The sequence below is a fragment of the Novosphingobium sp. 17-62-19 genome (assembly GCF_002256775.1).
Classification (GTDB): domain Bacteria; phylum Pseudomonadota; class Alphaproteobacteria; order Sphingomonadales; family Sphingomonadaceae; genus Novosphingobium.
Genome location: NZ_NCII01000095.1, coordinates 1 through 25700, shown reverse-complemented (window position 1 = coordinate 25700; position 25700 = coordinate 1). Strand labels below are relative to the sequence as shown.

Sequence of the window (25700 nt, the reverse complement as noted above, 5' to 3'; positions counted from 1 at the left end):
GTCGCTCAATCCGTGTCGATCCAAACCAGCTCTCCCTTCGCCAGTCTTGAATCCGATCTCGCAGAAAAAGGGAATCCCCTAAATGTCCACAGGCCTTAGGAAGTCTGCAAACAAATTTTAGAAGCGTAAAAATGGGTCATGATTTTATTAAAATTTACAGCACAATTCCAGATGAAATAAAAATTAAACTAAATCTTAGGCAATACCTATGTGTGTTTGAGGAGAAAAATAATATTTTCGCAGGAAAAAAATATTATTATGAAGATCACCCCCATCACCGAGGGTCGGATGATACGTTATTGCATGCGGCTGGGAGGATGATTCCTATTATAGTTAATCTATTTTTAGATAATGGTTCAGATGACCCTTGGCTCATGTGTTATCGTAGTGAGCCGGGTCGATTCCAATTGCCTACTGGAATATCCGCCGTTTTGCGCACGTAAAACAGGTGTTTTCTGTCACGTTGGCACTGCGGCTTGCGGTCTATCCGCTTCCTGCAACCGCCGCACCACTGGCTGCTCATGCTGACGCGCACACCACAGATCGTAGTTCGCCTGCATCGCCAGCCATGCGCGCGCGGTGCTTGCGCCTGCCTGCTCCAGCCGCAAGGCCAGATCGGGGCTGATCCCGGCCTTGCCATTCAGCACGCGCGAGAGGGCGACCCGCGACATGGCGAGGCGGCTGGCAGCTTCGGTGACGGACAGGTTCAGCGCTTCGATCACTTCATCGCGGAGCAGTTCGCCGGGATGGGGAGGGTTGTGCATCATGGTCATGACCTCACCACACTATACCGTTCGGCGCATGAATCCACCCCTCCACCACCAGCTTTGCTGGCGGTCCCCCTCCCCGTTTGTCCTTCGGAAAAACAGGGAGGATTGGGGCGCGATTTTTCGTTCGAGCTTTGGTCCCTGCGTGAGCGAGGATGGTGGTCTTCGAGAACCGGCGCGCAGCGACCTTTATGGTCGTGAGCACCGGAAGCGCAAGAAGGCTGCCGTCCGCAGCCGCGCAGGGGGCGAAGATCGAATGAAAAAACAAAACCCCCGGACCGGGGGCATTGGTCCGAGGGTTCCATTCGCGTTCGTCACGCTTGACGAGAGGTCATTGGGAGACCGGCAACAGGGGGGAAACCTGTCTCGACCGCCTCGTCGAGAACCGTTCTAGGGCCTGTTCGCTTGCCCCCTGATGAACGGTTATGACAGGCTTGTCGTAATTTGTCGCAAGGGGTGAACGGTTGGGGGGTGAGGTGGTTTGTGGTGGCGATGGGTTGCAGGGGCGTTGTTCAGGTGACGTAACACTTGCCGAATCGTCGCCCCGGACTTGATCCGGGGCTGGGCTTTTTTCTGACGTTGCGAAGTGAAGCGGGACCCCGGGTCAAGCCCGGGGTGACGAAGATTGGTGGTGGCAAGCAATGGCAACGGCTTTTGCTTCCCCGGCGAAGGCGGGGACCTCAGGCGGTTGAGCGCTGCCGTTGCCTTGGAGGTTGCGCATTGCGGCCTGAGGCCCCCGCCTTCGCGGGGGCGCTGGCTGCCGCTTCGACTCTAGCCCCTCAGCGCCGGTTGGCAGGGCGGGGGTCGGTCCATTTGAAGGTCTTGTCGTCCACCGCGATGCCATACTGGTGGCCGGTCAGGCGCATGGTGGTGCGTTTGTTCTGGGCATCGAGGGCGACCCATGAATCGAGCTGCATACCGCCGGGCGCGCCGGCATTGCGCACGAAGATCATGGTGATCGTGCCGTATTCAGGATGCTTGGGATCGCGCACTTGCAGGCTGATCACGCCGGGATCGCCGGTGGGCAGCTGCTTGGCGAAGCGGGCGACGTCCTTGTTGGGATCGAGCAGCGCGCCCAGCGGGCTGTTGCCGATGGGCCAGCGCTGCACCTGGCGCACTTCGTAGTCGATCATGGTCAGCGCCTTGCCATCGCCCACGATCAGCAGTGGCACGCCCTTTTGATACTGGAAGCGGATCTTGCCGGGGCGCTTCATGGTGAGCACGCCCGACACGGTCTGACCAGAACGATCGGTCTGCACGAAGTTGGCGCGCAGCGTGGTGATGCCGCGCAGTGCGGTGACAGCGCGATCGATTTCGGAAGCCTGGGTCTGCGCCACCGTGGGGGTGGCGAGCATGGCGGGTGTGGCTGCGCCGAGGACAAGCGAAAAGGCCGCTGCAGGGCGGCCCATCTTGCGAAGCATATTCTTGATCTGGTTCATCGCCGTTCCTTGAGGTGTTGGCGTTGAACTCACCGTGAACCGCCCCGGTTCCAGAAATGGCGGGACGGGCTTCACGGAGAAGGCGCTAATGCGCTCTTACTTGATCTTCGCTTCCTAGACGGATCTTGACGGTGGTGGGCTTTGCCATTGCTCTATCCTGAAATTTCGCGCGCGAATCTGAAAACGAATGTAGCGGCGCGTTTCCACGCCGCCGTCACAGGGTGGGGCCGTTGGGATAGAATCACCGCGAAGTCAAGCGTGGAGAGATGTGGCTGGCGATTTGCCGGAAGGGGTTTGGCGTGGTATTGGTTGCATAAGTAACCATATCAGAGAGCTGATGCCAGCCTTGGACACCCCTGCTTTTGATTTCACGCGCCTGCCGGATATGCCCGACGGCGTGTTTACCGCACCCCTGCGCCGACCGGCGCGGGTGAGAGAGGACTGGCTGGAGCCGGAACAGCGGCGCTATACCAGTGAAGAGCATGAGGTGTGGGACGCGCTCTATGCACGGCAGATGGAGGTGCTTCCTGGCAGGGCGTGCAGCGCGTTTCTGCACGGGCTGGAGCGGCTGGACCTGGGGCGCGGGGGCGTGCCCGATTTCGCGCGGCTCTCGGAAGAACTGGACGCGCTGACCGGGTGGAGCGTGGTGCCGGTGCCGATGCTGATCCCGGATCATGTATTCTTCTGGCATCTGGCCAACCGGCGCTTTCCGGCAGGCAATTTCATCCGCACGCGCGATTGCTTTGATTATATCGAAGAGCCGGACGTGTTCCATGATGTATTCGGGCATGTGCCGATGCTGACAGATCCGACTTACGCCGATTACATGCAGGAATATGGCCGCGCCGGGTGGAAGGCGATGCAGTACAACCGGCTGAAGGCGCTGGGCGCGCTCTACTGGTACACGGTAGAGTTCGGGCTGGTGATCGAGGACGGGGCGCCGAAGGTTTATGGTGCAGGCATTCTTTCAGGGCCGCGTGAGGCGGTGTTCGCGCTGGACGGGGCATCGCCCAACCGGATCATGCTGAATGTCGACCGGGTCATGCGAACCGATTATGTGATCGACGACCTACAGCCGACATATTTCGTGATCGAGAGTTTTGCCGACCTCTATCACCAGACGGTGGAGCGCGATTTTGACCGGCTCTATCGCGCGCTGGGGCCGGGGTTCACTTATGCCAACACGGCGGTGATCGACGTGGATGATGTGTTGCAGCGCGGGACGCTGGAGTATCATCTGCGCGGGGGGCGCGGGTCTGGGGCGGAGGCGGTTTAGCAACAGAGTTTGCGCATTCGACCGACATAGCCACGCCGTCACCCTGAACTTGGTTCAGGGTCCATCTCACCTTACCAGCGGACGGTGTTTGGGGAGAAATGGATCCTGAAACAAGTTCAGGATGACGAAGAATGATTGGGAGAGTGATTGCTACTTTATAGCTGCCACACCGACATAGAAAAAGCCCGGCACCTCCAGGGTAGTGCCGGGCTTTCCTTGGCCATCAAGGCAGTTTCGAGCGTGAGCCCGAAGCTTACATCTTGTCGGCCTTGTCCTCCATAGCGTCAGCCTTGGCTTCGCCCGCATCGCGGACGGCATCGGCCTTGGCTTCCATCGCGTCTTCCGATGCGCCGCCCATCATGTCGGCACGATCTTCCATCGTGTCGGCAGCGGCTTCAGAGTTTTCACGGACCATGTCGGCCTGATCTTCGGCTGCGTTTTCCTGCGCACTGTCACATGCGGCGAGGCCGAGGCCCATGGCGAGAACAGGGACCATCATGGCGCTCTTGAAGATGCTCTTCATTGGTGACTCCTTTTGATGTGGCGAAGGCGGCCCTTGCGAACCGCCTTCTGGAATTTTTCGTGTCTCGGCTTAGCGAACCGAACCGCGACGGACGAGGTTGACGATGGCGAGCAGGATCAGCGCGCCAAGGAACGAAACGATCAGCGTGCCGGCCGAAATGCCGTCCGTAATGCTGCCGCCACCGATCAGCGGGGCGAGCAGGAAGCCGCCGAGCAGAGCGCCGACGATGCCGACGACGATGTTCAGGAAGATGCCCTGCTGTGCATCGGTGCGCATGACGATACTGGCCAGCCAGCCGAGAATACCGCCGACGACGAGAAGAATGATAAGACCCATGATGTTACCCCTTAGAACTGTTGCCGTGAGTGGCTGTATGGGGTGTCAATTCCGGGCGGGGTATTTTGTTCCGCTGTTGCGGTGGACGGTTTTCGGGTGCGTTCGATTATCGCCGTGAAATCAGCGCATTGCCAGCCAGATGATGGCGGCAGTACCTGCCACGATGCGATACCACGCAAAGGGTTTGAAACCCGCGCGGCTGACATAGGCGACGAACAGGCGGATCACCGCGAGCGCGACGACGAACGAGACGAGGAAGCCGACCGCGATTTCCGTCCACCCCACTCCGCCCGAAGCGAGAGTCCCGGACATGATCGCTTCGCGATTGTCGAGCAGTTCGAGCGTGGTTGCGCCGAGCATGGTGGGGATGGCGAGGAAGAAGCTGAACTCAGCCGCCGTGCGGCGCTCTATGCCCATGGCCAACGCGCCCATGATCGTAGCGCCTGAACGGCTGACGCCGGGGACCATCGACAGGCACTGGATAAAGCCGACTCCTAGAGCCTGACTTAGCGGAAGCTGGCCGATTCCGGTCAATTCGCCGGGCTTGGCATATTTCTCGATCACCAGAATGGCGATGCCGCCGATCACCAGCGCCCAGCCGACCACCGAGGGGCTGCCAAGCAGGACGTCGATGTAGTCCTTCAGCAGCAGGCCGAGGATGGCCGAGGGGATGAAGGCGGCGAGCAGGTTGCGCAGGAAGCGCAAGCTGATCGGTTCGAGCCTGAGCAGGCCCATGCCGACAGCCCAGAACGTCCGCCAGTACTGGACGACCACGGCCAGGATCGCGCCCAGCTGAATCACCACGTTGAACATGGCCCATTGGTGCGGGTCGAAGCCGAACAGCTCCGTTGCGAGGATCAGGTGGCCGGTCGAGGATACCGGGAGAAACTCGGTAAGGCCCTCGACGATGCCGAGCAGGATGGCTGTGACGATAGAATCCATGATGCTCCGGTGGTTTGCCGCAGTGCAGCATCAAGTCAAGGGTTAAGCGGCCATTCCATCAAATTGCAGGCGGGCAAGCCGCGCATAGAGGCCGTCGGCAGCGCTGAGGCTGGTGTGGGTGCCCTGTTCAACAATGTGGCCACCGTCCATCACCACGATGCGGTCTGCCGCGCGAATGGTGGCGAGGCGGTGGGCGATGACCAGCGTCGTGCGGTCCTTCATCAGCCGGTCGAGCGCATCCTGCACCAGACGCTCACTTTCGGCATCCAGCGCGCTGGTGGCTTCATCAAGCAGCAGGATCGGCGAATTGCGCAGGACTGCGCGGGCGATGGCAATGCGCTGGCGCTGGCCGCCCGAAAGGCGCGCGCCGTCTTCGCCCAGGAACGTGTCGAGGCCCTGCGGCAGATCGCGCAGGAACTGTTCGGCGTTGGCGGCGCGGGCGGCTTCCCAGATGGCCTCGTCGGTTGCAGTCCAGTTGCCGTAGCGCAAGTTGTCCCGCGCAGAGGCGGCGAACAGCGTGGCGTCCTGCGGGACGAGCGCGGTGCGGGCGCGGATCTCGGCGGGGTCGGCGCTGGTCAGCGGTACGCCATCGATGCGGATGGTGCCGCCGTGGGGATCGTAAAAGCGCTGGGCGAGGAGGAACAGCGTGGACTTGCCCGCGCCGGAGGGGCCGACGATGGCAACGGTCTCGCCCGGTTCGACGGTGAGCGAGAAATCATCGAGTGCCAGCACTTCGGGGCGCGAGGGGTAGCGGAAGGCGACATTTTGGAAGGCAAGCTGGCCGCGTGGAGGCACCGGCAGCGCGGTGGGGCGGGCAGGAGGCGCGATGTCAGGCTCTTCACGCAGCAGTTCGTTCAGGCGCCCGGCAGCGCCAGCGCCGCGCAGAAGGTCGCCGTAGACTTCGGACAGGGCACCCAATGCCCCGGCCACCAGACCTGCAGTGATGACGATGGCAAAGATCGTGCCGCCGCTGATCGTGCCGTTGGCAACGCCGATGGCGCCTTCCCAAACCAGCATGGTGATGCCGCCAAAGATCAGCAGGATGACGATCGATGTCATGCCTGCGCGGATCGAGATGCGGCGCAGTGCCGTCTGGAACGTGGCTTCGACCTTTTCGCCGAAGCGGGCGAGCTCGCGGCTCTCCTGTCCGAAGGCCTGCACGATCTTCATCGCGCCCAGCACTTCGGAAACGATCACGCCGATGCCGGCCACGCGGTCCTGACTGGAGCGCGAGACATTGCGCAAGCGGCGGCCGATGATCACGATGGGGCCAACCACCAGCGGGATGCCGATCAACAGGATCGCGGTCAGCTTTGGCGCGAGGTAGAGCAGATAGCCTAGGCCGCCGATGGCCGTGATGGTGTTGCGCAGGGCGACAGAGACGGTGGTGCCGACGACCTGTTCGATCACCGCCGTGTCCGACGTCATGCGCGAGGCGATTTCCTTGGGGCTGTTCGTCTCGAAGAACGATGGAGGCAGGCGCAGCAGGTTCGCCTGCACTTTGAGGCGCACGTCGGCAACGACGCGTTCGCCCAGCCATGATACGAAGTAGAACCGACAGGCTGTGCCGATGGCAAGGACCAACACGATCAGCAGCAGGTACTGGAACCAGCGGCCAAGCTCGTTCACATCGGCCCCGGCGGAAAAGCCCTTGTCGATGATCAGGCGGAAGCCTGAGGGGATGGCCAGCGTGGCGGCAGAGGTGACCACCAGCGCGGCAGAGGCGGCGGCGACGCGGCCCGGATAGCGCGCGGCCTCGTCCCAGATCATGCGCAATGGGCCGAGTGTCCGGGCCTTGGGAGCCGGTTCGGCTGGCGTGACTGTTTGCGGTTCAGGCTGCTGGGTCTGCTCGTCCATGCGCCTCGCCTAGCCGAAGCCACGCCTTGCCGAAAGGGGGGCAATAGTGTGGTGCCAACCTGACCGGATGTTTGTTGCGTTGCACAAAGGGGCGAATCGAGGCAATCTGTGCCTAACGACTCCCGCAATCCGGCTTTCGGCCATGGTTCGGGCAACAAACAAAAAGGTGTTCGCAGTGCTGTACAAAGCTTATGAAATCCAGCGCTCGCTGATGAATGCGAGCAGCGCCTGGGCCTCAATGGTCGCCGACGCGCTGACCGATCCACGCAATCCCTTTGCGGGGATGGGCCAATCGCAAACCTTCGCCAACGCGCTCGATGTGTTCGCCCATGCTGCGGCGCCGCGGGGAAAGCCTGCTTTCGGGATCAAGGTTGTCCATGTTGACGGCCATGCCCGTGCAGTGAAGGAAACCACCGTCGTCAAGCGCCCATTTGGCGATCTCAAGATGTTTACGCACGATGGCCTGCCCAAGGATGCACCGCGCCTGCTGATCGTTGCGCCGATGAGCGGGCACTTTGCCACGCTGCTGCGCGGCACGGTGGAGCGTATGTTGGAACGTTGTGTGGTCTACATCACCGATTGGGCCGACGCGAAATATGTGCCGCTGGCCGAAGGCGTGTTCGATCTTGACGATTATATCGACTACCTGACCGGATTCCTCGAACATATCGGCGAAGGCGCGCATATGCTGGCCGTGTGCCAGCCTTCGGTGCCATCGCTTGCCGCAACCGCGATCATGGGGGCCAACAAGCACCCTTGTCGCCCGCTGACGCTGACGATGATGGGCGGGCCGATCGACACGCGTGAAAGCCCCACGGCGGTCAACGACCACGCGATCACCAAGCCGCATGTGTGGTTCAAGCACAACGTCATCACCACCGTGCCTGCCAACTATCCGGGCGAGGGTCGGCGCGTCTATCCCGGCTTCGTGCAGCTTGCCAGCTTCATGTCGATGAACATGGCTAGCCACATGATGAGCCATTACAAGCTGTTCCAGCACATGAACGCCGGGGCCGACGAAAGCGCCGACGCCACGCGGACTTTCTACGATGAATACCGCGCCGTCTGCGATCTTCCGGCCGAGTTCTATCTACAGACGGTGGACGTGGTGTTCCAGCGCCACGCCCTTCCCAAGGGTGAACTGGTGCATCGCGGGCAGGCAGTGGACCTTGGCGAAATCACCGACACCGCAATCCTGTGCATCGAGGGCGAGCGTGACGATATTTCCGGCATCGGCCAGACCAAGGCTGCGCTGAAGGTGACGCCGAACCTGCCCGACGACATGAAACAGTATCTTCTGGCACCTGAAGTCGGCCACTACGGCATCTTCAACGGCTCACGCTGGCGCACAAACATCGCACCGGTGGTGGACCAGTGGATCGCCAAGTATGAGAAGAAGGCCAAGGGCCGCAAGCTGAGCGTGGTGGCTTGAGGTAAGCGTTTGATACAAAAAGGGCCGGTCGGACAGTGTTCGACCGGCCCTTTTTGTGGCCTGTCGCCAATCAAACGAAGAACTGCGATACCCACTCGCACAGCAGTGCAGGCTTGTCTTCGCCTTCGATCTCGACTGTGATTTCCATTGTCTGCTGCCACTGGCCGGGGCGTTTTTCTTCCATTTCCAGCAGCTTGAAGTGTCCGCGTATGCGCTTGCCCACGCGCACGGGGGCGAGGAAGCGGGTGCGGTTTCCGCCATAGTTTACGCCCATCTTGACGCCCTCGGCGCGGGGGCAATCGCTTTCCTTCGTCAGCAGCGGGATCAGCGAGAGTGTGAGGAAGCCGTGCGCAATGGTGCCGCCGAAGGGGGTAAGCGCGGCCTTTTCCGGGTCAACATGGATGAACTGGAAATCGCCGGTAGCCTCTGCAAACTTGTTGACCCGTTCCTGCGTGATTTCGACCCATTGCGAAGTGCCGACGACTTGGCCGACTTTGGCTTTGATCTCGTTGACGGGGGTGGACCGGCTCATGGCGTGATGCTCTCCTGCTTGCTCTTTGCAGGCAGGATGGCGGCAAGCCCAGCAATGTGCAAGCAGGTTTAAGCAGGCGGTTAAGCGGTGGCAGGAGCCTGCCCGGCGGTGCGCGGCTTGCGGAAGGGTTCAGGCTTTGCGGCCTTTACGCGCTGGATATAGGCCCACAACCCGCATTGCAGCCCCACCAGCATGTAGCAGAAGGGCTGGAACGCAATGCCGACAAAAGTGGAGCCGACGAGGTAGATGACCTGAGCCTGCTGCAGGGCCTCAGCCAAGGGCGAGACCCAGCGGAATGCCTCGCTCTCCTCTTTTCGGAAACGGCGGCGGAGAACTTCCATCTGCCACAGGCCAAGCAGGTGCAGCGCCAGCCACATGGCAAGCCCCGGCCAGCCCTGTTCACCCAGCATTTCGAAATAGCTGGAGTGATAGGCGCGGGCCTCGTCCACCACCGGCCGATATTCCAGCGCGGTATTGTTGTCGCCCGCCTGATCGGCTGTGACCGCATTGTATTGCAGCTTGTTCTGACGGTAAGCGTCAAAGCCGCCGCCGAACGGGCGATCTTTCACGAAATCGAGCGTCCACATCCACACCGCCACGCGGGTAGAGGCGGATTCATCGGACTGGTGGTTTCCAATCGTGCTCATCCGCGCGACGAATTCCGCCGGGAGCAGCGGCAGGCTGACAAGCGCGCCCGCTGCCATCAGCGAAACGATCAGCATACGGCGCTTGGCCGTGCGCAGGATCAGCGCGGCGAGCACGACCACGCAGACAAGACCTGTGCGCGCACCCGTGCCGATGGGCATGAGCGCACAGGCAAAACACAGTGCCCAGGCAAATGTCTTCACGCGCCAATCCGGCGGAAAGATCGTGCCAAAGCGCGCCAGCCACAGCGCCAGCGGGATCACTGCGATGGACACGGCAGAGATGATCGAGCTTTCATATAGCCCGGTGTTGTTGTCCACCAGCAGGCGCAAGTTACCGTATCCGCCGCCGCCGGTAATCGTCTTGATACCGCCGCCGATCACAATGACGCCGATGGAAAGCACCATGAAGAGCGTCAGCGCCTCAATCCGCAGCCGTGTGCGCAGGGTGACCGGCAGGAACATCGCAAAGACCAGCGCTTTCCACACCCATGACCACTTCTCGGCGGCCTCGATCGGGAAATCGGCCTGTTGCGTGGTCATGCCGCAATAGATCAGCAGCATCAGCATCAGGAACTGGCGCAATGAAAAGCGCGTGCCGTTCTTGTCCTCGGCCACAAACCATGCCCCGAATGCGCACAGGAATGCGATCAGCGATATGGGGATTTGTGCCAGAATGCCCCAGCTGACCTTCTGGGGTGAGACGACATCGATGTAGGTGTAGGCGAGCACGAAAATGAATGGCCGCCGAAAGCCTGCGCCAATAAACGCCAGCACGAAGCTGAGCAGAAACAGATCAAGCATCGTCACCGCCGGGTGGTTTTGAACGCGTTTGGCGGAACGGCACGCGGCGGCTGGGCAACGACGGATCATCGTCCAGATCGTTACGCTTCAACAGCCGCCAGACGGCAATTGCCATCAGCATGTGCGGCAGGAAGAGCGTGAGCTTGTCGATCATGGCGCGCAGACCGCTAGCCTATCGGGGTTGACGGGCCGTTAAGGCTTGTCTGGCAGGAAGCAGGCGATGACCCGCGTGCTTCATGTCCTTGACCATTCGCTGCCGCTGCACAGCGGCTACACCTTCCGCACGCGTGCGATTCTGAAAGCGCAGCAGACGATGGGGCTGGAGGTGCGCGGGGTAACCGGACAACGGCACAGCGCGGCGCTTACCAGCGATCCTGAGGAGGTGGACGGCCTGCTTTTCCACCGCACGCCGGGAGTTGCACAGGGGTTGCCGTTGGTGCGTGAATTGAGCGAAGTTGCTGCATTGGCGGACCGGATCGTCGCGCTGGCGCAGGAATGGCGGCCGGACGTGCTCCATGCCCATTCACCTGCGCTGTGTGGTCTTGCCGCGTTGAAGGCCGGGCGTAGGTTGGGCATTCCGGTGGTCTACGAGATTCGTGCGTTCTGGGAGGATGCAGCCGTCGGTAATGGCACAGGGCGCGAAGGTTCGGCCAAATACTGGCTCACCCGCGTGCTGGAAAACGAAGTGGTTAGTGGTGCAGACCGTGTGGTGACGATCTGCGACGGGTTGCGGCAGGATCTGATCGCGCGCGGCTATGCGCCAGAGAAAATTGCGATCATGCCCAATGGCGTCGATCTGGAAATGTTCGGTGATCCGTTGCCACGCGATGCGGCATTGGCGGACGAACTGGGACTGGGCGAGGGGCCGGTGATCGGCTTCCTTGGCAGCTTCTACCCCTATGAAGGCCTCGACGATATGATCGCGGCAATGCCAGCCATCGTCGCACGCGTGCCCGATGCGCGGTTGCTGCTGGTGGGCGGTGGCCCTGCCGAGGCGACCTTGCGCGAGCAGGCAGCGGCATCAAGCGCGGCCGACGCGATCCGCTTTGTCGGGCGGGTGCCGCATCATGAGGTCGATCGGTATTATTCACTGGTCGATGTCGTTTGCTATCCGCGCAAGGCCATGCGGCTGACCGAACTGGTAACCCCGTTAAAGCCGCTCGAAGCGATGGCCCAGGGCAAGCTGGTGGCGGCATCGGACGTGGGCGGGCACCGCGAACTGATCCGAAATGGGGGTACTGGCACGCTGTTTGCGCCCGATGATCCTGCCGCTCTGGCCAGCGCAATGGCGGAACTGCTGTTGAATCGCGATGGCTGGGACACGCGCCGCGAGGTGGCAAGGCGGTTCGTGCGTGAAAGCCATGACTGGGCGAACAACGTGAAGCGTTATCTTCCCGTTTACCAAGTCCTGTTACCGAGTCTCAAAGTGCCCGCAGTGGCAGCCTGACAGGCGGCGTTGCGGAGTTTGACTGACCCGGGGATCAACCGGGAAGAGAGCAGGACGAAACGCCAGTGACCGTGACCAAGCGCAAGCCAAAGCCCATCACCGCGCACCCCATGTTTCCGGCAGTGACCGCATTGTGGTTTGCGGCATTCCTCAGCCTTGGCAGCTTTGCGGTGGCGCCTGCCCTGCTTGAAGGGCCGGTTGTGGCGCTTGGCATTCCAGAAATCCTGCCTGCTGCACAGCCGCCGCTGGGCTTCACCGTGCGCGCACTGGTGGCCATCGTGATGATGGGCGTGGGCGGCCTTGCGGGCTATCTGATTGGCCGCCGCCTTGCGCGCGGTAATGAAGTAGCTCCGGTTCGCGCCCGCTCGTTTGGACGCTCTGAAGAAAAGGCCGCTGCGCCAGCCAGGCAGCCGATGCACCGTCGCCCGCTCAACCCGAGCGAGGATCTGGGCGACCCGATTGCAGGTGCCGCTGTCACTCCGCCATCCGTCTTTGCTGACGCATCTGCCGTCCCCGCTCTCGGTGCGGATGCGCCATTCGCTGAATCGGCTGACCTGGCTGACCTGGCTGAAGTCAGCCGTCTCCCATGGGAGGATGAGCAGTTCGATCAGACGCAGTCATCCATGCCGGATAATGCGACGCTTGCCGATGACCCGCTGGCGCTCGACTTGCTGTTCGAGGACGCCGAGATCGTTGCCGAAGAGGCTGCAACAGGCGAGCGGCAGGAGTTCATGGGAAGCACCGAGGTGGTTGCCGAGGTCAACTGTGACGCTGCCGAGCCTGCTGAGGAACCGGTCGAAGCCAAGGCATTTGACCCGGCTGAAGATGTTGCCGCACCCGCTCCTGATCGGCCTGCTGTGCCGTTGATCAAGACGCCGCTGTTGCAGGCACCCGCCGCCGCGCATGTGCCGATTGCCCGCACGCCGCTTGATGAACTTGGCCTCGTCCAGCTTACCGAGCGATTGGCACTGGCTATCGGGCGTCGCCACGCGCGGTCTGAGGCTGCGCCGCAAAGCGTCGCGCCCGCAGCGCCCTATGCTGTGCCGACTGTCGAGGCATTCGCAGCTGAGCCTGCACCTGCAAATGTCCCTGATATCGAGCCGGAGAGTGCGCCGGAAAGCGCAATCGGTGATTTTGGCGGGTTTTCGGTGGTTGCGCCGGAGCAGGCCCCCGCGCTTGCCCGCTTCCACTCGGCGAATGCAGATGCCGTTGCCGAAGAACCGGTTCCTTCACTCGAAACCGAACGTGTCGTGCAACTGCGCCCGGCAGCGCTTCAGCCGTTCGTGCCGGAATTCGATGCCGAAGAAGATGAAGATATCCCCGGCCTTGCCCGCTTTCTTGGTGGGTCCGCCCCGCAGCAACTGGCCGAGCCGCTCGACGCTTGGGACGACGAAGACGAGTTTGACGACGAGGAGCAGGATGAAACTGCGCCGGAGTTCATCCGATCCACTGAGGTCGGTGCCGAACCGGACGTAGCGGAAGAGCGCTATCCTTCGCTGCTCGATCTGGGCAATGGCAGCAATCGCAATCAGGCGTTGAAGTTTTCACAGGACCACGACGATGAAGACGGTCTGGACGAAACTGCGGGCGATGATGCCGAGCCGGTCGTGATCTTTCCGGGGCAGTCTTCGCCGATTAGTGGCTCGCTGCGACCGTTTGAACGCCCATCGGCAATAGCTGACGCTTCGGATTCACTGGCCTCGATCATCCCTGTTCCGGGATCGCCGCTGGCATCCCCCGGTCGCGCTGCGCCGTCCAGCCCGATTGATGCGCTGGCCGAGCCGGAAACGCCTGTTGCCAGCGCGATTGTGGAAGCGGAAGAAGCCGACCGTGCCTTGCGTGCCGCTCTTGCCACTCTGCAAAGGATGACCGCGCAAGGGTGATCATTGGTGGCCCACGGTCCTTGGTATGAGCTTGGCCTGGCGCCAAGCGCCAAGCTAGGATGACCCCTGTGCCATCTATTGTGCCGTCCAGGTCGGTACAGTCCGCACTTTCTGCCATCTCGCATCCGTATTTTCGGCATTAACCGCCCGGTTCGCGTCCCTGCGCGGTTGCAAAATAATTTTCCTGCAGTCATGGGGGCACTTCGCGCAATTTTCGTCGCTTCACAGCGGCGTGATTCGCGTGGGTTTGCCTCTTTTTGGATGTAGGACGATCATCGAGATGGGATTTCCGCCGGTTCAGGGCCTGTACGATCCGCGTAACGAACATGACGCTTGTGGCGTGGGCTTTATCGCTCATATCAAAGGCCAGAAAAGTCATGGCATCGTGGATCAGGCGCTTGAAATTCTGCGCAATCTTGATCATCGCGGCGCGGTAGGCGCCGATCCGCTGCTGGGTGATGGCGCAGGCCTGCTGATCCAGATTCCCGATCCGCTGTTCCGCAAATGGGCCGCATCCGAAGGCCGCGCGCTGCCGCAGCCGGGCGACTATGCCGTGGCCATGTGCTTCCTCCCGCAGGACGAAGCTGCGCGCCTGTTCGTGACCGAGTTTTTCGAGAAGTTCATTGCCAAGGAAGGCCAGGAACTGATCGGCTGGCGCGATGTACTGATCGGCTGGCGCGATGTGCCCGTCACGATGGACGGCCTTGGCAAGACCGTGATCGAATCGATGCCGGTGATCCGCCAGTGCTTCATCAAGCGCGGCGCCAATACACCTGATCAGGCAGCGTTTGAGCGCAAGCTGCTGGCCATCCGCAAGCAGACCCAGAACCCGTTGGCGATGATGGCAGAAAAGCACAACCTGCCGGGCGTAACGCAGCTTTACATGCCAAGCTTCTCCACCCGGACGATTGTCTACAAGGGGCTGCTGCTCGCCAATCAGGTCGGCTCGTTCTACGACGATCTGCGCGATCCTGACTGCGTTTCGGCACTGGGCATGGTGCACCAGCGCTTTTCCACCAACACGTTCCCAAGCTGGAAGCTGGCGCACCCGTTCCGCTTTGTCGCTCACAATGGTGAAATCAACACCGTTCGTGGCAATGTGAACTGGATGAACGCGCGCCGCCGCACGATGGAATCCGAACTGCTGGGTTCGGACCTCGACAAGATGTGGCCGCTGATCCCGCACGGTCAGTCAGACACCGCCTGCCTCGACAATGCGCTCGAACTGCTGCTGGCGGGCGGATACAGCCTTGCCCACGCAGTGATGATGCTGATCCCCGAAGCATGGGCCGGCAACCCGCTGATGACGCCTGCGCGCCGTGCATTCTATGAATACCACGCTGCGCTGATGGAGCCGTGGGACGGTCCCGCTGCCGTCGCATTCACCGATGGCCGCCAGATCGGTGCCACGCTGGACCGCAATGGCCTGCGCCCCGCACGCTTCTCGATCACGCGTGACGATCTGATCTGCATGGCGTCGGAAAGCGGTGTCCTGCCGTTCCGTGAAGAAGACATCGTCCGCAAGTGGCGTTTGCAGCCCGGCAAGATGCTCCTGATCGACATGGAGCAGGGCAAGATCATCGAGGACGAGGAAATCAAGGCCGAACTGGCCGCGGCCGAGCCTTATGAAGAATGGCTCGATCAGGCGCAGTACAATCTCAAGAAGCTCGACGTGATCGAGCCTGAGCTGGCCGCGCTGCCAGTGGAGACGACCTCGCTGCTCGATCGCCAGCAGGCGTTTGGCTACACGCAGGAAGACATCACCAAGTTCCTTGAACCGATGGCGATTGTCGGGGAAGACCCGCTGGGTTCGATGGGCACCGACACGCCGATTGCGGTGCTGTCGAAGCGTTCGCGCCTGCTTTACGATTATTTCAAGCAGAACTTCGCGCAGGTCACCAACCCGCCGATCGATCCGATCCGCGAGGAACTGGTGATGTCGCTGGTCAGCATGATCGGGCCGCGCCCGAATCTGCTGGGTCAGGATGCTGGCAACCACAAGCGTCTCGAAGTCGATCAGCCGATCCTCACGAACGAGGAAGTGGCCAAGATCCGCTCGGTCGAAGCCGCGCTTGATGGTGCATTCCGCACCGCCACGATTGACGCTACCTGGGATGCCGCAAGCGGGGCCGACGGCCTTGAAATGGCGATCAAGGAAATGTGCTGGGCGGCCACCGAAGCGGTGCTGGCCGACAAGAACATCCTGATCCTTTCCGACCGTGCGCAATGCGAAAGCCGCATCCCGATGCCGGCGGCGCTCGCAACGGCGGCGGTGCATCAGCACCTCGTCCGTCAGGGCCTGCGTATGCAGACCGGCCTTGTCGTCGAAACCGGCGAAGCGCGCGAAGTGCACCACTTCTGCGTGCTGGCTGGCTATGGCGCCGAAGCGATCAATCCGTATCTGGCGTTCGAAACGCTGGAGCAGATCCGCGTTGCCAAGGAGCTCCCGCTCGAAACCAAGGATGTAAAGAAGAACTACATCAAGGCCATCGGCAAGGGCATTTTGAAGGTCATGTCCAAGATGGGCATCTCGACCTACCAGTCCTATTGCGGGGCGCAGATCTTTGACGCGGTTGGCCTGTCGAGCGCGTTCGTGGACGCCTATTTCACCGGCACCGCGACGACCATCGAAGGCGTCGGACTCAAGGAAATCGCTGAGGAAACCGTGCGCCGTCACGCCACGGCCTATGGCGACAACCCGATCTACAAGAAGATGCTCGATGTGGGCGGCATGTACCAGCTGCGCCTGCGCGGCGAGGAACACGCGTGGACGGCCACCAACATCGCCAGCCTGCAACACGCGGTGCGCGGCAACACACCTGAAAAGTATCGGGAATTCGCCCAGTCGATCAACGACCAGTCAGAACGCCAGCTGACCATTCGCGGGCTGCTCGAACTGAAGGCGGCTGAAAGGGCCGTGCCGCTTGATGAGGTCGAACCTGCCAGCGAAATCGTCAAGCGCTTCGCCACTGGCGCGATGAGCTATGGTTCGATCTCGTGGGAAGCGCACACCACGCTGGCCGTGGCGATGAACCGCATCGGCGGCAAATCGAATACCGGCGAAGGCGGCGAAGATCCGGCGCGCTTTACGCCGATGGCCAATGGCGATTCCATGCGCTCGGCGATCAAGCAGGTAGCCTCGGGCCGCTTTGGCGTGACCGCAGAATACCTCGTCAATGCTGATGACGTGCAGATCAAGATGGCACAGGGCGCAAAGCCCGGTGAGGGCGGCCAGTTGCCGGGCGACAAGGTCGACAAGACCATCGGCAAGACACGCCATTCCACGCCCGGAGTCGGCCTGATTTCGCCGCCGCCACACCACGATATCTATTCGATCGAAGATCTCGCGCAGCTCATTCACGATCTCAAGAACGTGAACACGACCGCGCGCATTTCGGTCAAGCTGGTGTCCGAAGTGGGCGTGGGCACCGTGGCTGCGGGCGTTTCCAAGGCGCGTGCCGATCACGTGACGATTTCCGGCTATGAAGGCGGTACGGGCGCATCGCCGCTGACGTCTTTGACCCATGCGGGTTCCCCGTGGGAAATCGGCCTTGCCGAAACCCAGCAGACGCTGCTGCTCAACAACCTGCGCAGCCGCATTTGCGTGCAGGCCGATGGCGGCTTGCGCACAGGGCGCGATGTGGCCGTGGCTGCGCTGCTCGGCGCGGACGAGTTCGGCTTTGCCACCGCACCATTGATCGCAGCGGGCTGCATCATGATGCGCAAGTGCCACTTGAACACCTGCCCGGTGGGCGTGGCCACGCAAGACCCGGTGCTGCGCGCGCGCTTTACCGGTCAGCCGGAACACGTGATCAACTACTTCTTCTTCGTTGCCGAAGAGCTGCGCGCGATCATGGCCGAAATGGGCTTCCGCACGGTTGCCGAAATGGTTGGTCGGGTTGACCGTCTCGAAGCGAACAAGGCGATCCACCACTGGAAGCTTGAAGGCATCGACCTGTCGAAGCTGCTCCACCGCGTCGAACCGGTTGAGGGCACGACCCTGAACTGGAGCGGGACACAGGATCACGGTCTAGAAGCTGCTCTCGATCAGGACCTGATCAAGGCCAGCGCCGCTGCCTTGGAAAGCGGGCAGGCGGTTCGGCTTGAACGCACGGTGATCAATGTCAACCGCACCGTCGGCGCGATGCTTTCGGGTGAAGTCGCCAAGAAGTACGGCCACAAGGGCCTGCCGGACAACACCGTCCACATCTCGTTCAAGGGTGTGGCCGGGCAATCGTTCGCCGCGTTCCTCGCGCATGGTGTTACGCTCGATCTGGTCGGCGATGCCAACGATTATGTCGGTAAGGGTCTGTCGGGCGGCCGTGTAATCGTGCGTCCTCCGGCCCATGTCGAACGCGATCCGGCAGAGAACATTATCGTCGGCAATACCGTGCTTTACGGCGCGATTGCGGGCGAGGCCTACTTCAACGGCGTGGGCGGTGAACGCTTTGCCGTGCGCAATTCGGGCGCCATCGCGGTGGTCGAAGGCACCGGCGATCATGGCTGCGAATACATGACCGGAGGCGTCGTTGCGGTGCTGGGCCGCACCGGGCGCAACTTTGCGGCGGGCATGTCTGGCGGCGTGGCCTATGTCTACGATGTGGACGGGAACTTCGCTCAACTCGTCAACGGCGCGATGGTCGATGTCCTGCCGGTTTCGGCTGAGCGCGATGAGGATGACGGGGCAGGCCGCCCGCAGCAGCGCGGCGTTGACGTCTACGACTATGGCATGGGTGACATGCTGCGTCATGACGCGGAACGTTTGCGCGTCCTGGTGGAGCGGCATCACCTCTACACCGGCAGCAAACGCGCCCGCGAGATTCTCGACAACTGGGCAGAAGCCCTGCCAAAGTTCGTCAAGGTCATGCCGCGCGATTATGCGCGGGCGCTCCGTCAGATGGAGGCCGAGCGCCTCGAAGCCGCGTCGGTCGCGGCTGAGTAAGGGTTAGATACGATGGGTAAGGCAACCGGCTTTCTCGAAATCGACCGCAAGGATCGCAGCTATGATGCGCCTTCGGAACGGTTGAAGCACTACCGCGAATTCGTCATCCCGCATGACGATGCAGGCCTTAAAGGTCAGGCGGCGCGCTGCATGAACTGCGGCATTCCGTACTGCCACAACGGCTGCCCGGTGAACAACCAGATCCCCGACTGGAACCATCTGGTCTATGAGAACGACTGGCGCGAGGCGGTCGACAATCTTCATTCGACCAACAACTTCCCCGAGTTCACCGGTCGCATCTGTCCCGCCCCGTGCGAGGCGGCGTGCACGCTGAACATCGTGGACCAGCCGGTCACCATCAAGTCGATCGAATGCGCCATCGTCGATCGCGGGTGGAAGGAAGGCTGGATCGAGCCGCAGGTTCCGGCGAAGAAGACCGGCAAGTCGGTTGCCGTCGTTGGCTCCGGCCCTGCCGGCATGGCCGCTGCGCAGCAGTTGGCCCGCGCCGGTCACTCGGTGACGGTGTTCGAGAAGAATGACCGCATCGGCGGGCTGCTGCGCTACGGCATTCCCGACTTCAAGATGGAAAAGACCCACATCAACCGCCGCGCGATGCAGATGGAGGCCGAAGGCGTCCAGTTCCGCACCGGGGTGGAAGTGGGTGTGACCGTCTCGTTCGCGTCGCTGCGCGAAAACTTCGATGCGGTGGTGCTGGCAGGCGGTGCCGAAGATCCACGCGGGCTCAACATCCCCGGCGCAGAGCTTCCCGGCGTGCGGATGGCGATGGAATTCCTGACCCAGCAGAACAAGCGCAATGCCGGCGATGATGAACTGCGCGCAGCTCCGCGCGGCTCGCTGCTCGCCACCGGCAAGCATGTCGTCGTCATCGGCGGCGGCGACACCGGGTCTGACTGTGTCGGCACGTCGAACCGCCAGGGTGCAGCTTCGGTCACCCAACTGGAAATCATGCCGAAGCCTCCTGAAAAGGAAGACAAGGCGCTTTCGTGGCCCAACTGGCCGCTCAAGCTGCGTACGTCTTCCAGCCACGAAGAAGGCTGTGAGCGTGAATTTGCCGTCCTGACCAAGCGGGTCGTCGGTGAAAACAATGTCACCGGCCTGGAATGCGTGCGCGTCGAATGGGTGGGTGGCCAGATGCAGGAAGTCGCCGGCAGCGAATTCACCATCCCGGCTGATCTCATCTTCCTCGCAATGGGCTTCCTCGGCCCGCGTAAGCAGGGCCTGCTTGAACAGGCAGGCGTCGAACTCGATCCGCGCGGCAATGTGAAGGGCAACGTGGTCGATTACAAGACCAGCGTCGAAAACGTGTTCTCCTGCGGCGACATGCGCCGTGGGCAGAGCCTCGTCGTCTGGGCGATCCGCGAAGGCCGCCAGTGCGCACGTGCGGTGGACGAAGCGCTGATGGGCGTAAGCGAACTGCCGCGCTGATCATCAAGACTTAGCTGAAACAGAAAAGGGGCGTCCGGTTCGGGCGCCCCTTTTCTGTTTCACGAATGGGGTCGTGTTTATCCATCGCCTTCCGGCTCAACCATCGGCATGGCCTTCTTCTTGCTCACCAGCAGCTTGTCGATCTTGCGCCCATCCATATCGACAACTTCAAAGCGCCAGCCCTGATCGGTGAAATGCTCGCCCTCGTTGGGCAGGCGCTTCAGAACCGAGAGGCAGAACCCGGCAGTCGTCGCAAATTCGCGGTCGTCCGGCATGTCGATGCCCAGCCTGTCGGCCAGCGCATCGGCCGGAAAAGCGCCCGCGATCAGCAGTGAGCCATCCTCACGCTCCACCACCATCGGCCCATCGCCCGCATCGCCGTGGCCAACGAAATTGCCTGCGATGGCAGCCAGCAAATCTGCCGGGGTGACGATCCCTTCAAGGTGGCCATATTCGTCATGCACCAGCGCCATGGCAACTTCGGCCTGCTGGATCATGCTCAGCGCGTCCATCGTGTCCAACTGGTCCGGCACGATTACGGGCTTCTTCATCAACCGGCCAAGCTGCACCTTGCGCCCGCGCAACAGCGTGGACAGCACGTCACGCACTTTCACCACGCCAACGATCCGGTCGACCGACCCGTCTGCCACCAGCAGCAGCGAATGGGGTGAGTCTTCAATTGCAGCGCGCAGTTCCGTTTCCGGGGCGCGGCGCTCGATCCAGTGGAGTTCGGTGCGCGGCGTCATCACTTCACGCACCGGGCGTTCGGCCAGCCGCATGATGCCGCTCATCAGCGCACGTTCTTCCTCTTCGATCACGCCCGATCGCGTGGCCTCGGCAAAGATCATGTGCAGTTCTTCGGCAGTGACTTCCTGATCATTGCCTTTCTTCAGGCCAAGCAAGCGGATGATCAGGCTGGAGGAACTGTCCAGCAGCCACACGAACGGCGCCATCACCTTTGACATCAGCGCCATTGCAGGGGCTGCAATCTTGGCGATGGGTTCGGCAGCGCGCAGGGCCAGTTGCTTTGGCACCAGTTCGCCCACCACCAGGCTCAGGTACGTGGTGATCGCGATAACGATGGCAAAGCCGGCATCATCGGCATAGCGCGCCGGAAACCCCCACGCGGCAAAACGCTCTGCCGTAGGCCCGCCCAGGCTCGCGCCGGAATAGGCACCGGAAATAATGGCCACCAGCGTAATGCCGATCTGTACGGTCGAAAGAAATTTCCCGGGATCGGATGATAGCAGCAAGGCGGTCTTCGCGCCCTTGCTTCCTTCTTCGGCGGCAACTCTCAATCGCGCAGGGCGGGCCGAAACGATTGCCAGTTCCGACATGGAAAACAGGCCGTTGAGCACGACGAGGCCCAGAATGAACAGGACGTCGGACCAAGGATAAGGAGTCATTCTTCGCCCCTAACAGACTTCATTGAAAAGGCGAATAGCCGGTCGTCCAGTTCGTCATTTCCGCCTTGTCGGATTCTGTTCGGGAACCGTTCAGCCAGACTGGGCGTATTTGACCGTGTCAAAGCGCCGTTCTGTCGCTAAATTCAAAACAGAATGCCGGTCAAAGGGGACAGGAAATGAATATTCGTCGCGTCATGATGTCGAGCTTGTGTGCCGTATCACTGGTCAGCCTGTCTGCCTGCGTGACCGATCCGAACACGGGTGAGCAGAAAGTTTCCCGCACGGCCATTGGCGGCCTTGGTGGTGCGTTGGGCGGCGCGCTGCTCGGCGGGCTCATTGGTGGCAAGACCGGGCGCATCGTTGGCGCGGGCATCGGCGGCGTTGCCGGTGGCGTAATCGGCTACCAGAAAGACAAGCAGATCCGCGAACTGCGCGAACAGACCGCAGGTACCGGGATCGACGTTTCCGAAACCGATGGTGGCAACGCCATCCTCGTCAACCTGCCCAACGGCGTTACGTTTGATGTCGATAGCTCGACCGTGAAGCCTGCCTTCGGCGCGACGCTTGATCGCGTTGCCCAGTCGCTGGTGCAGTACCCGAATTCGCTGATCGACGTTTACGGCCACACCGATTCGACCGGTTCGGATGCCTACAATCAGGCGCTTTCGGAACGCCGCGCCCGCGCTGTCGCCGATTATCTGACCTCGCGTGGGGTTGGCTATGCTCGGATGCGCAGCCAGGGCTTCGGCGAATCGCAGCCGATTGCGTCGAACGATACCGAACAGGGCCGTTCGTCCAACCGTCGCGTCGAAATCAAGATCGTCCCGATCAGTCAGGACGATGTGAACGCAGCACGTTCGGGCCAGTAAGCGCCCTATCAAATCACAAACGGCGCTGCCCCTTCCGGGTGGCGCCGTTTTTTATGAAACATGTTTTGTTGTGATTCTGGCGTTTCGCGGTTGACCCTCGCTGCGCGTGACTGGCATCGGCGCTCCCAAAGGAGTTCAGCCCATGCCGATTCAGCGCCGCACCATCAACGGAAGAGAAGTCAATCCGGTTGGCCTTGGCTGCATGTCGCTCAGCTGGGCCTATTCAGGCAGGCCAAGCGAAGAGGACGGCATCCGTCTCCTGCAACATGCCGTCGACATCGGTTATGATCACTTCGATACCGCGCGGCTTTACGGCCTCGGTCATAACGAAACGCAGGTCGGTACCGCGCTGAAGGGTCGGCGCGACAAGGTTCTGCTCGCATCGAAAATGGGCATCTTTGCCAGCGGTGAAAAGCGTGGCGTCGATTGCCACCCGGATACGATCCGCAGCGAACTCGAAGTGTCGCTCAAGCTGCTGCAAACCGACCACATCGATCTTTACTACATGCACCGGCTTGATCGCAAAGTGCCCATCGAAGAATCGGTCGGCGCGATGGCGGACCTCGTAAAAGAGGGCAAGATCGGTGGCATCGGCCTGTCTGAAATGTCGGCTGAAACGCTGCGCCGCGCCGCATCGGTCCACCCGATTGCCGCTATGCAGACAGAATATTCGCCGTGGACGCGGCAGGCGGAGATCGCCGTGCTCGATACCTGCCGTGAACTGGGCACCGCGTTCGTCGCGTTCTCTCCGGTTGGGCGGGGCGTCTTGGCCAATGGCCTGCGCGATCCCGCAGCTTTGCCCGATGGCGATATTCGCAAGGCGATGCCGCGCATGAATGCAGAGAACTGGCCGAAGAACCTGGCGCTGGTCGATCAATTCAACCAGATTGCTGCGCGCGAAGGTGTCACTCCGGCGCAGCTTTGCCTCGCCTGGGTGCATTCGCGCGGGGGCCACGTGGTCACCATCCCCGGCACCGGCAAGATTGCTCATCTGGAAGAGAACATCGCGCGCTGGGACTGGGAAATTCCCTCGACTACAGCGGCCGAAATCGATGCGCTGATCAACCAGCAAACCGTATCCGGCCACCGCTATGGCGGGGCGATCCTACCCACGATTGATACCGAGGATTTCGTTTAGGCCAGTTTGGCAGCCCGGTCTGCGAGTCGCTCCACAGCAGCCGCATGAATCGCCGGCGCGGTGACCAGTAGCCCAAAGGCGCGTGGATCACGCTTGTTGTAGGCCAACGGCTGTCCAAAGGCGTCGGACGTGGTCGCCCCTGCTTCACGCGCAATCAGTGCGGCTGCGGCGATGTCCCACTCGAATCCCCAGCGCAGCGTTGCCAGAAGATCGGCTTCGTTCGCGCCGACCATGGCAATGCGAAGGGCGATGGAATTGGGTTTGTCCACCACCACAAGGTCGGCGTCGGCTTTGGGCAAGCTGTCCGCCGGGACGCGCGATCCTGCCAGAACGGTGCGCGTACTTGCCTCCAGGCGCACATCGTTGCGCCACGCGCCCTGTCCTGCAACCGCCGCCCAGTACTCGCCTCGTGCCGGAGCGCTGAGCGCGCCGATCAGCGGACGCCCCTCGCTCACCAGAGCAACCGACACCGACCAGCCGGGTCGTCCGCGCACGAAATCGCGCGTGCCGTCTACCGGATCGACCAGCCAGCACAGTCCGCGTTCCAGCCGGTCTGGGTGATCCACCGTTTCTTCGGAAAGCCAGCCCGCGGCGGGCAACAACGCGCCAAGCTCGCGCTTCAGAAAGGTGTCCACCGCAATGTCGGCATCGCACACCACACTGCCCGGCGTTTTCTCCCACACCGCAGGGGCATGGCCGTCACCGGGCCAGAGCGCGAGCGCCATTTCTCCGGCCGAGCGGACGATGGCGTGAAAGCGGTCATAGTCGATCATCAGGCGCCTCTAATTGTGACGCCTCTTGCGTGTGGGTGAAATTGCGAGTTGTTATCAAAGATAGGTTGTTTCCTCGCATTTACGCCCCTTTTCAAGCCCTGCCTGCTGTGCTTAAGGCATAGCGACTCAAAGCGCCATTGGCGGCGCATACCTTTGCGCCATTCGTGGCGCGCCTGTAGGCCCGAAAGGGCCGTTCAAGTCGGGGATCACGCATGAACGTCCATGAATATCAGGGCAAGGAACTGCTGGCGAAGTTTGGCGTCGGCATCCCGGCCGGCATCGCCGCGCTGACCGTTGAAGAAGCCGTTGCGGCTGCCAAGCAGCTTCCTGGGCCGCTCTATGTCGTCAAGGCGCAGATCCATGCTGGCGGTCGCGGAAAGGGCAAGTTCAAGGAACTCCCCGCCGATGCCAAGGGCGGCGTGCGCCTGGCCAAGAGCATCGAGGAAGTCGAAGCATTCGCCAAGGAAATGCTCGGCAACACGCTCGTCACCATTCAGACCGGTGAAGCGGGCAAGCAGGTCAACCGCCTCTATGTCACCGATGGTGTTGATATCGCCAAGGAATATTACCTGTCGATGGTCGTGGACCGCGCATCCAGCCGCGTCGCCATGATCGTTTCGACCGAAGGCGGCATGGACATCGAAGAAGTCGCGCATTCGACGCCGGAAAAGATCCACACGATCACCATCGATCCGGCTGAAGGTTTCATGCCGCACCACGGCCGCGCTGTCGGCTTCGCGCTCGGCCTGACGGGCGATCTGCACAAGCAGGCCGCCAAGATCTCCGGCCAGCTTTACAATGCGTTTGTCGCGCTCGATTGCGACATGCTCGAAATCAACCCGCTGGTGGAAACCAAGGACGGCAACCTGCTGGTCCTCGACACCAAGATGAGCTTCGATTCGAACTCGCTCTATCGCCACCCCGATGTCTTCGCCCTGCGCGACGAGACAGAGGAAGATCCGGCGGAAATCGAAGCCAGCAAGTACGATCTTGCCTACATCAAGCTCGATGGCAACATCGGCTGCATGGTCAATGGCGCAGGCCTTGCCATGGCGACGATGGACATCATCAAGCTGAACGGCGAATTCCCCGCCAACTTCCTCGACGTTGGCGGCGGCGCCAACAAGGAGAAGGTAACGGCTGCTTTCAAGATCATCCTCAAGGACCCGGCGGTGAAGGGCATTCTCGTCAACATCTTCGGCGGGATCATGAAGTGCGACATCATCGCTGAGGGTATCGTTGCC

At 61.5% G+C, this 25700-nt stretch carries 21 protein-coding genes; 10 read left to right on the top strand and 11 right to left on the bottom strand.

The genetic code is table 11. From position 1 onward, the window contains the following. Positions 1 to 131 precede the first annotated feature (131 nt). Entirely contained in the window at positions 132 to 443 is a 312-nt protein-coding gene (locus B7X90_RS15440) for a hypothetical protein (RefSeq protein ID WP_292625879.1), read from the top strand. Between the two features lie 15 nt (positions 444 to 458). Here B7X90_RS15440 and B7X90_RS15435 read toward each other — a convergent pair whose 3' ends face one another. Together B7X90_RS15435 and B7X90_RS15430 are read right to left on the bottom strand one after the other, a co-directional pair. Next, the gene (locus B7X90_RS15435; RefSeq protein ID WP_292625877.1) at positions 459 to 773 is read right to left on the bottom strand and encodes a HigA family addiction module antitoxin; all 315 of its coding nucleotides are present in this window, start codon (positions 771 to 773) and stop codon (positions 459 to 461) included. Positions 774 to 1546: 773 nt separating this feature from the next. Beyond that, on the bottom strand, positions 1547 to 2122 hold the full coding sequence (locus B7X90_RS15430; RefSeq protein WP_292625883.1) for an outer membrane lipoprotein carrier protein LolA: 576 nt from the start codon (positions 2120 to 2122) through the stop codon (positions 1547 to 1549). Positions 2123 to 2591: 469 nt separating this feature from the next. Between B7X90_RS15430 and phhA the strand changes: the two genes are divergently transcribed. Next, a complete protein-coding gene (gene phhA, locus B7X90_RS15425; protein ID WP_292625881.1) occupies positions 2592 to 3482 on the top strand; it encodes a phenylalanine 4-monooxygenase in 891 nt (296 codons plus the stop codon). Positions 3483 to 3735: 253 nt separating this feature from the next. On the opposite strand, the gene B7X90_RS15420 is transcribed toward phhA, so the two are convergent. From B7X90_RS15420 to B7X90_RS15405, 4 genes are all read right to left on the bottom strand, one after another. Then, positions 3736 to 4005: a hypothetical protein gene (locus B7X90_RS15420; RefSeq protein WP_292625876.1), complete on the bottom strand. Its 270-nt coding sequence runs from the start codon at positions 4003 to 4005 to the stop codon at positions 3736 to 3738. 69 nt (positions 4006 to 4074) lie between these two features. After that, positions 4075 to 4341 (bottom strand): GlsB/YeaQ/YmgE family stress response membrane protein, encoded by a 267-nt coding sequence (locus B7X90_RS15415; protein WP_039337201.1) that lies wholly within the window; start codon positions 4339 to 4341, stop codon positions 4075 to 4077. Positions 4342 to 4461: 120 nt separating this feature from the next. Further along, a complete protein-coding gene (locus tag B7X90_RS15410; RefSeq protein ID WP_292625870.1) occupies positions 4462 to 5283 on the bottom strand; it encodes an undecaprenyl-diphosphate phosphatase in 822 nt (273 codons plus the stop codon). A 42-nt stretch (positions 5284 to 5325) separates the two neighbouring features. After that, on the bottom strand, positions 5326 to 7140 hold the full coding sequence (locus B7X90_RS15405; RefSeq protein ID WP_292625868.1) for an ABC transporter transmembrane domain-containing protein: 1815 nt from the start codon (positions 7138 to 7140) through the stop codon (positions 5326 to 5328). Positions 7141 to 7315: 175 nt separating this feature from the next. On the opposite strand from B7X90_RS15405, the gene phaZ reads away from it, so the two are divergent. Further along, positions 7316 to 8572 carry a polyhydroxyalkanoate depolymerase gene (gene phaZ, locus B7X90_RS15400; RefSeq protein WP_292625865.1) on the top strand — a complete coding sequence of 419 codons (1257 nt, stop codon included), beginning with the start codon at positions 7316 to 7318 and terminating at the stop codon, positions 8570 to 8572. 70 nt (positions 8573 to 8642) lie between these two features. Here the strand turns inward: phaZ and B7X90_RS15395 are convergent, their stop codons facing one another. From B7X90_RS15395 to B7X90_RS15385, 3 genes are all read right to left on the bottom strand, one after another. Continuing rightward, positions 8643 to 9104 carry a MaoC family dehydratase gene (locus tag B7X90_RS15395; RefSeq protein ID WP_292625862.1) on the bottom strand — a complete coding sequence of 154 codons (462 nt, stop codon included), beginning with the start codon at positions 9102 to 9104 and terminating at the stop codon, positions 8643 to 8645. 80 nt (positions 9105 to 9184) lie between these two features. Next, a complete protein-coding gene (locus B7X90_RS15390; RefSeq protein WP_292625860.1) occupies positions 9185 to 10552 on the bottom strand; it encodes a putative O-glycosylation ligase, exosortase A system-associated in 1368 nt (455 codons plus the stop codon). Beyond that, positions 10545 to 10706, bottom strand: a complete 162-nt coding sequence (locus B7X90_RS15385; RefSeq protein ID WP_292625858.1) for a hypothetical protein — start codon at positions 10704 to 10706, stop codon at positions 10545 to 10547. The genes B7X90_RS15390 and B7X90_RS15385 overlap by 8 nt, the downstream gene beginning before the upstream one ends. A gap of 66 nt (positions 10707 to 10772) precedes the next feature. On the opposite strand from B7X90_RS15385, the gene B7X90_RS15380 reads away from it, so the two are divergent. From B7X90_RS15380 to B7X90_RS15365, 4 genes are all read left to right on the top strand, one after another. After that, on the top strand, positions 10773 to 11999 hold the full coding sequence (locus tag B7X90_RS15380; RefSeq protein ID WP_292625856.1) for a TIGR04063 family PEP-CTERM/XrtA system glycosyltransferase: 1227 nt from the start codon (positions 10773 to 10775) through the stop codon (positions 11997 to 11999). A 65-nt stretch (positions 12000 to 12064) separates the two neighbouring features. After that, positions 12065 to 13882, top strand: coding sequence for a hypothetical protein (locus B7X90_RS15375; protein WP_292625855.1), 1818 nt, complete (start codon positions 12065 to 12067; stop codon positions 13880 to 13882). Positions 13883 to 14162: 280 nt separating this feature from the next. Next, a complete protein-coding gene (gene gltB, locus B7X90_RS15370) occupies positions 14163 to 18824 on the top strand; it encodes a glutamate synthase large subunit (RefSeq protein WP_292625853.1) in 4662 nt (1553 codons plus the stop codon). A 12-nt stretch (positions 18825 to 18836) separates the two neighbouring features. Next, positions 18837 to 20270: a glutamate synthase subunit beta gene (locus B7X90_RS15365; RefSeq protein WP_292625851.1), complete on the top strand. Its 1434-nt coding sequence runs from the start codon at positions 18837 to 18839 to the stop codon at positions 20268 to 20270. A 77-nt stretch (positions 20271 to 20347) separates the two neighbouring features. On the opposite strand, the gene B7X90_RS15360 is transcribed toward B7X90_RS15365, so the two are convergent. Beyond that, positions 20348 to 21676, bottom strand: a complete 1329-nt coding sequence (locus tag B7X90_RS15360) for a hemolysin family protein (protein WP_292625850.1) — start codon at positions 21674 to 21676, stop codon at positions 20348 to 20350. A gap of 176 nt (positions 21677 to 21852) precedes the next feature. Between B7X90_RS15360 and B7X90_RS15355 the strand changes: the two genes are divergently transcribed. Beyond that, positions 21853 to 22545, top strand: coding sequence for an OmpA family protein (locus tag B7X90_RS15355; protein WP_292625848.1), 693 nt, complete (start codon positions 21853 to 21855; stop codon positions 22543 to 22545). A 142-nt stretch (positions 22546 to 22687) separates the two neighbouring features. Next, positions 22688 to 23683, top strand: coding sequence for an aldo/keto reductase (locus tag B7X90_RS15350; protein WP_292625846.1), 996 nt, complete (start codon positions 22688 to 22690; stop codon positions 23681 to 23683). Here B7X90_RS15350 and B7X90_RS15345 read toward each other — a convergent pair. Then, the gene (locus B7X90_RS15345; protein ID WP_292625845.1) at positions 23680 to 24456 is read right to left on the bottom strand and encodes a 3'(2'),5'-bisphosphate nucleotidase CysQ; all 777 of its coding nucleotides are present in this window, start codon (positions 24454 to 24456) and stop codon (positions 23680 to 23682) included. The genes B7X90_RS15350 and B7X90_RS15345 overlap by 4 nt on opposite strands. A gap of 212 nt (positions 24457 to 24668) precedes the next feature. Between B7X90_RS15345 and sucC the strand changes: the two genes are divergently transcribed. Continuing rightward, positions 24669 to 25700 (top strand): ADP-forming succinate--CoA ligase subunit beta (sucC, locus tag B7X90_RS15340; protein ID WP_292625844.1); only part of this gene is annotated, 1032 nt, incomplete at its 3' end.